The 5,495-nt window shown below is 48.3% G+C and carries 5 protein-coding genes; 1 reads left to right on the top strand and 4 read right to left on the bottom strand.

Annotated features, from left to right (window positions below):
• The 3 genes from WS34_RS14000 to WS34_RS13990 form a co-directional block, all read right to left on the bottom strand.
• The coding region (locus WS34_RS14000) for a SusC/RagA family TonB-linked outer membrane protein (protein ID WP_286693810.1) at window positions 1-1,709 on the bottom strand (1,709 nt) is incomplete at its 3' end.
• A 130-nt stretch (window positions 1,710-1,839) separates the two neighbouring features.
• Entirely contained in the window at window positions 1,840-2,991 is a 1,152-nt protein-coding gene (locus WS34_RS15795) for a FecR family protein (RefSeq protein WP_286693809.1), read from the bottom strand.
• 219 nt (window positions 2,992-3,210) lie between these two features.
• Entirely contained in the window at window positions 3,211-3,789 is a 579-nt protein-coding gene (locus tag WS34_RS13990) for an RNA polymerase sigma-70 factor (RefSeq protein ID WP_046405562.1), read from the bottom strand.
• Between the two features lie 154 nt (window positions 3,790-3,943).
• Between WS34_RS13990 and WS34_RS13985 the strand changes: the two genes are divergently transcribed.
• Window positions 3,944-4,675 (top strand): transposase, encoded by a 732-nt coding sequence (locus WS34_RS13985; protein WP_046405560.1) that lies wholly within the window; start codon window positions 3,944-3,946, stop codon window positions 4,673-4,675.
• Here WS34_RS13985 and WS34_RS13980 read toward each other — a convergent pair.
• Window positions 4,676-5,495 (bottom strand): DUF4982 domain-containing protein (locus WS34_RS13980; protein ID WP_286693808.1); only part of this gene is annotated, 820 nt, incomplete at its 5' end.

Here is a 5,495-nt window from a genome sequence, read left to right as displayed (position 1 = left end):
GCAAAATTATCGGTGATCTGTGTATATTTACTCTTGTCGATACTCGGCAGGTAAGCGTTGTAGAGCGGATTATACACCTTGTTACTATAATTATCCCCGTATGCCTCATTCGAGTAATTCCGGTCGTCCAGGGTCATCAGCAGATTACCGTCGTCATCGTAAGGTTTCCAGTAGGAATTGATCTTGGCAAAATCCGAAAACGTCCCGTAAGGAGAGTTCTGCGATTTATTCGTCGTCACCTGCAAATCGTTTTGGAAAGTCAGGTGCTTCAATCTATAAGACAAAAAGACATTGCCGTTCAGTGTATTCCTTTCCGACCCTTTCATAGCACCGGCAATATTTTTGTAGGCCAAGCCCACGGCATAACGAATTTCCTCTCGTCCCCCTTCCAGGCGCACGCTATGATTATGGCCTATGCCCGTACGCACCGGATATTTCAGCCAATACGTGTTTACCCCCCGTTCGGCAGCCAGCTTACGCGAATTATACAAGGATTCCAGGCTGTGCTGGTTACTCCCGGGACCGGTTTTGTAAGTATACAACCCCGCAGCTTTCTCATATTCCAGCTTCTCCTGCGCATCCAGAAGATTATAGCTCGTCAGGTCGGGTGCCTCGATCGCCAGACCTCCCTTATAAGTCAATTGCAATTTCCCCGCTTCGGGTTGGCGGGTCGTAATCACCACCACCCCGTTGGCACCACGCGTACCGTACATGGCTGTCGCACTCGCATCTTTTAGCAGAGTGATACTCTCCACCTGATTCTCATCAAGGTCCATCATCCGTTCAAGCGTAATCTCGAACCCATCCAAAATAAACAGCGGCATATTCGCCGATTGTGTAGCCTGTGACTCCGTCTGCAAATCCTTTACATTAGAGGTCATACTCGAATTTCCGCGGATCGTGATATCAGGCAAACTGTTCGGATCGGAACCTGCCGCCGGATTGTCGACAATATGGAAACTCGGGTCGATATTGCGGATCGAACTCAGGATATTCCGGTTACCCACCCGTTTCAGGTCCGACGAAGTGATGGTCGTAGCCGCCCCGGTATAGCTTTCCCGGGCTTTGGTAAACACACCGGTCACTACGACATCCTCGAGTTCATTGACGGCTTCCTGCATCACGACATTCACCACGGAACGTTTCCCCACCGCTTCCTTCTTCGTTTCCATCCCCACCATTGTAAAAAGCAGCACCGCTCCCTCCTGCAACGAAGTAAGCGAGTAGTTACCTTCCATATCCGTAGACGTCCCCAATGAAGTGCCTTCGATCAACACCGTCACCCCCGGTAACGCCTGTCCCCGGTTATCGGTCACCCGGCCGTTTACCGTACCCTGTTGCTGCTCCTGTATCTGTTTTTTCCGGATCACCACCGTTTCTCCCTCGATGGTATACTCCAGTCTCGTCTTCCGCCCGGTAAGCAGGCTATCGAGCGCCTGTTGCAGCGTCACCGACTGCAAATGCACGGAAATGTCCGTATAGGGCTGCAAGTCCTTGGAATTGAACAGGAAATTATAACGCGTCTGACTGCGCAATGCTTCGATCACATGGATCAAAGATGTTTTTTCAACCTTCAGGTTGACCCGGGGTGCCGTTTTCTGCTGGGCGGTAGCCGGAAGATTCAACATTCCTCCCAGCAACAGGCAGAGCCACCATTTCAGGGCCATCCTTCCCAAGCAGGAAATTTGCCTTAGATAATTTTTTTTCATACGTTTGTAAAATTAAAAGTGATTGTTGAGCAATCGGCAATCCTGTACACGGGAGATGGAGTCAGCATCGCCCGTGTTTCTTAATCTATCGGAAGGTATCGCCTTTTGCGCAACCTTAAATTAAACTATTTCAATCGCTATCAGTCCCACCGGTATGCCGCTCCCCAAGCCAGACCTTTGTTCCTTGCCGTTCATAACGGATGTTCCATGCCTTGGAAAGCATATCCAGCGCCTCGTCAAGCGTCTGAGAACGGTTCATATAAATGTGTACCCGCGATTCCCGGAACAAGCTGTGGTCGTACATCATTTCCACATTATACCAACGTGCCAGTTCGTCGATCACCTGTTCCAACGAAGCGTCCTTGAATACGAACTCCCCATTTTTCCAAGCCAGTGTGGACATCAGGTCGGCCTTACCCACGATCAGCGCATGCGCTTCACCGGCAGCGATCCGGCATTGCTCACCGGGTTGTAACACAACAGCCTCCTGGCCCCTGGCCACTTCCACCTTCCCATGAACCAAGGTAGCCACAGCTTCCTCTCCCCCATACGCTTTCACATTGAACTGTGTACCCAATACCCGCACAGTTCCCTCGCGGAAATCCACCCAAAACGGGCGCTCTCTTTCCTTCGCCACCTCGAAATAAGCCTCGCCTTCCAGAAAGACCCTGCGTTCGCCGTCTCCGAAAGCCTCCGGAAACCGCAGCCGCGTCTCTGCATTCAACATCACCCGTGTCCCGTCGGCCAGCACCATCCTATACTCCCCACCCCGCGGTACCATGATTTCGCCATAACGAACGGTATCTCCTCCCGTTCCGCTTTCCACCGCTTCCTGCCGGATCACTCCCTCCGTATCCACACGGAATCCGGGAATCGAACCGGACAACCTACCGGGCCCGAGTTCATGCCTGCTACCATCGGACAACAGCAACTGCACAGCCTGTATCCCCTGTTCCTGCCCATCCGGCATCATCCTGCCTTCACGCGTACCCGGCAACCATACGCTCCAACCGATCCCTACCGCCAAAAGCACACAAGCCGCCGCAGCAGCCCAACGGAAAATCATCCTGCGACGCCACATAGACACAGGCATCGTCTGCCAAATCCGCCGCATCCGCTGTTCTATTTCCCCATCGGGGATTCCCTCCCCGGCATAGAATCCCCGGGCATCTTCCACAAATCGCTTCTGTTCGGCCGATCCGCCCGCCCAGGCTTCCACTTCCTCCCTATCCTCCCGGGAAGCTTTTCCCATCATTACTTTTTTGATTTTATCTATTTCCATACCTCGTCATTAACTGTCTTTATAAGTAAAACAACCTTACACAAAAACAGGGGACAAGAAAAAGCATATTTTTTTAATTTTAGTAAAAATATGTCCGATAGCCCGAATCATTCAGAAAGAAATAAGATGCCACCAACCACCCACAATAATACCTCCGGTCAACATTTTGAAGAATAATACGAAATCGCTGAACAACATTTGATCCGGAAATGGAATCCTTTAAATTTTACCCAAGACAGACCATAAGAAATACACCACAGGCAATGCCTCCCGTATAGCTTTGTAGGCCCTCTTGACATGGGTATGCACGGTGACTTCCGAAAGGTTCAGTTCTCTGGCAATCTCCTTGTAGCTCATATCCCTGAAAATCTTCATTTCAAGCACCTTGCGTTGTTGCTCCGGAAGTTTACGCAAGCAGTCCTGCACCTTTCCGAACAGGTCCTCTCCCTCTTCGTATTGCAGTGAACCCATATAAATCAAGGCTTCGGTAAGTTTTGTCCGGTTGGTATCTTCCACACGGAGATGCTTGTAATAATTCAGGCAGGAATTTTTCACCGAAGCATAAAGATAAGTACTCACCCGTGTATCCTCCGGCAGCGTTCCCAGAACAGACCAAAAATGCATAAACGTATCCTGCACCACATCCTCCGCCATCTCCGCATTCATAAGATAAGAGAAGGCAAAACGATATAACGGGGGTCCCATTTCCTTGAAAATCCGCTCAAAAGCCCGATGAGACCGTCGCCTTAAATCTCCTGCCAATTCTGCATATAAAACTTCATCACCGTCACCACTCATAGCACAGACGTTACTGAACTGCAATATTGGTTAAAATAATTTACATAAACAATCCCTCCCGGAATTTTTCAATCAGGGGGACGGGGCAATTGTGCGATTTTGTTATTTCAAATATTTTTCATAAATTTGGTAGATAATCCAATTTTTCTGTCTTATGTCCAGGCAAGCCCGTCAACGGTCAGCTACAGAGGTTTATCATGTTATTCAACGTGGTATAGATCGTATGGCTATTTTCTACGACGACGATGACCGGCAAATGTTTCTGAATCTCCTGAGTCAGCAAGTAAGCGAATCTTTCAAAGTGTACTGCTATTGTCTGATGGACAATCATTTCCATTTGATTGTAAAAAGCAACAAGCTTAGTTTCCATATTCATCATATTGCTTCGGTCTACGCAGGCTGGTTTAATCACAAACATGAACGGCGAGGCTATCTGTTTCAAGACCGTTTCAAAAGTGAAGCTATCGAGGAAGAAGGATATTTACTACGGTGTTTTCGTTATATTTTACATAATCCGTTGAAAGCCGGCCTGTGTAAAACAGTCTCCTCCTACAACTGGAGCAGTTATCATGCTTATTATAATGCCCATGATTCCTTCATCTGTTCCGAATTTTTACCCCTGTTCTTCGACCGGAAAGAAGATTTTGAAGCCTACATCTGTAGTGAAGATGATGGAAAATACATGGACATTGACAGAATGAACAACCTGACAGATAACGAAGTAAAACACCTAATAGAGAAAAAGTCTGCAGGTGATGATTTTGCAACCTTACCTATCAATGTCCAGAAAAAAATCATAAAAGAATTAAAGGAATATCCCTCTATAAGCCTGCGACAGTTAGCCAGGCTCACCGGAATTTCATTTCACACCATCCGAGGTCTGTAATCAGCGATCATGGGGACGGGGCAATTGTGCGAAAATTTCGCACAATTGCCCCGTCCCCATGATCGTTCTGATTTCCAAATCTATTTCCGCGGATTTCAACAACGGAGAAGTAAATTTTACCCGGATCGTCCCCTCGGTTTTTCCAGCTTGTATATAAGCCAATAAACGACCATGATATACCCGTTGTTTACGATCGGTATAATCACCCGTATCTTCATTATTCCCGGATTCAAGTCCGAGCAACCGGGCATCCCCCATCACCTGGCAAGTAATCTCATTATCGGCCAATACAACCGGATTCCCTTGTTCGTCTACAACTTGCAACCGGATTTGTGCAACCCCTTCTTGCGGCGTAATTACTACCGGGACAACTTCCTCTACCCTTAATGCATACGGACGTCCCGACGATCGAATGGCCTTCCTGACAACCTCTTCTCCTCCTGCATTCAATCCGATCACTTCCAACTTTCCCTCCGCATAGGGAATATCCCAATAGATAATACCGGTTTGCTGATCATATTTCTTTAGTTCCCCTATTCTTTCGCCGTTCAATTCCAAACGGGCCTTTTCCTGATTGGTATAACAGACCACCCGGATCAATTGCCCCGGTTCGTAATTCCAAACCGGCCAGGCATCCATCGAAGGAGCATCCGCGCGATTCCAAACAGGATAAGTCCCCAGATATGCCATCGGAGTATCCGACCATAAAGCTTGCCGGTAATACCCCCTCGGTTTCATCTCCCCACAAAAATCCAGTAATCCGGTATACAGTCCACGGGAAGGCCAACGTCCGGCTTCACCCAAATAATCGATACCGGTC

Source organism: Odoribacter sp. N15.MGS-14 (genome assembly GCF_000980245.1).
Classification (GTDB): Bacteria; Bacteroidota; Bacteroidia; order Bacteroidales; family Marinifilaceae; genus Odoribacter; species Odoribacter splanchnicus.
The sequence above is the reverse complement of the archived record's forward strand: the minus strand, read 5'-3'. Positions and strand labels throughout refer to the sequence as shown.

Excerpts from the sequence above, each read along its gene's own strand:
- WS34_RS15795 (WP_286693809.1), bottom strand. The coding sequence starts at position 2,991 with ATGGAAATAGATAAAATCAAAAAAGTAATGATGGGAAAAGCTTCCCGG.
- WS34_RS13990 (WP_046405562.1), bottom strand. The coding sequence starts at position 3,789 with ATGAGTGGTGACGGTGATGAAGTTTTATATGCAGAATTGGCAGGAGAT.
- WS34_RS13985 (WP_046405560.1), top strand. The coding sequence starts at position 3,944 with ATGTCCAGGCAAGCCCGTCAACGGTCAGCTACAGAGGTTTATCATGTT.